This is a genomic window from Psychromarinibacter sediminicola (assembly GCF_029168335.1).
In the GTDB taxonomy this organism is placed as follows: domain Bacteria; phylum Pseudomonadota; class Alphaproteobacteria; order Rhodobacterales; family Rhodobacteraceae; genus Psychromarinibacter; species Psychromarinibacter sediminicola.
Genome location: NZ_JARGYC010000203.1, coordinates 1 through 1017, shown reverse-complemented (window position 1 = coordinate 1017; position 1017 = coordinate 1). Strand labels below are relative to the sequence as shown.

At 65.0% G+C, this 1017-nt stretch carries 1 protein-coding gene and 1 pseudogene; one reads left to right on the top strand and one right to left on the bottom strand.

Going from position 1 to position 1017, the window contains the following annotated elements; all coding sequences use genetic code 11:
* A partial coding sequence (locus P1J78_RS24950; protein ID WP_275570071.1) for a hypothetical protein occupies positions 1-446 on the top strand: 446 nt, incomplete at its 5' end.
* Positions 447-571: 125 nt separating this feature from the next.
* Here the strand turns inward: P1J78_RS24950 and P1J78_RS24945 are convergent.
* A pseudogene (locus P1J78_RS24945) lies at positions 572-1017 on the bottom strand (phospholipase D-like domain-containing protein); the annotation flags it as partial.

Here is a 1017-nt window from a genome sequence, read left to right as displayed (position 1 = left end):
CTCCGCCATTTGCCCTCGCGAAAGCGTTCTCCCGATCCGGCTGCGGCCGGATTTTACCGCGTTTTCAAAGGGGTTTGCCGGACAGGCTGAACACCACCGTGGCGGCTGCCGGCCCAAAATCCGTTCTCTCGGCGGGCTATTCTCTGAACCTCATGACCGCGCTAGTTTGGTGCAGAGTTTGTAGCCGTCTGAAATTTCTCTACTTTTGGGTCTTGAGACCTGAACACTTCGATGCCGGTGGCATTCGCCGAGATGGAACAGAAATCGAACGTTCGCCGTTACGTCCGTTCGCTTCGACAGGTCCAGGTCAGTCGCTGCCGCAGCGTCGCCCTGGTCGCGATACCAGCCGTTCGCTGCGGCCAGCACAAACGACCGGGTCGCGGACCTTCCTGCCATTCGCTGCGGGTGCCACCTCTCGTGCTTCGCTGACGCGGCATCCGGAATAGAGGGCGGAAAGCGGACTTGCGGCGGCGCGGCGTGGCAGGCGCAGCGTCAAGTTTAAAGTGGCCATTCCGGCCGAAGGGCGGGGTGGTCGGTCAGCTAATGGCGTGACCGGTCATGGCGTGGCCGGTTATCTTTTGGCGTCGAGCCGCTGCCGCATCCTGTGCAGCCTGCTGCGGCGCCACCGGCCGGCCGGACGCTCGGGGTCCAGAAGGTCGTTCTCGCGCAGGATTGCATCCTCGGCGACGCCGAATTCGGGCGGCAAGAACGGGACGAGCGACCTGCCGCCTCCGCGCAGCGCCTCAATCGCCCCGATCATCGAACTGCCCGCTTCGTCGACAGCCTGCTGAACCGCCCGCGGCGCGGTGCCCAGGTGCTCGGCCAAGAGCGCGGTCCTGAGACCGGCGACGCGCGCCCGGGTTTCCGCCTCGCCCGGCTGTCCCGGGCGCACCTCGACGGTCAGGTCGCATTCGGTGTCGAAGCCGAGCGAGCGGTTGTTGAGGTTGGAGGACCCTACACGCATCAGGCGGTTGTCCATGATGACGATCTTGGCATGAACGTAGATCGGGCCTCCGC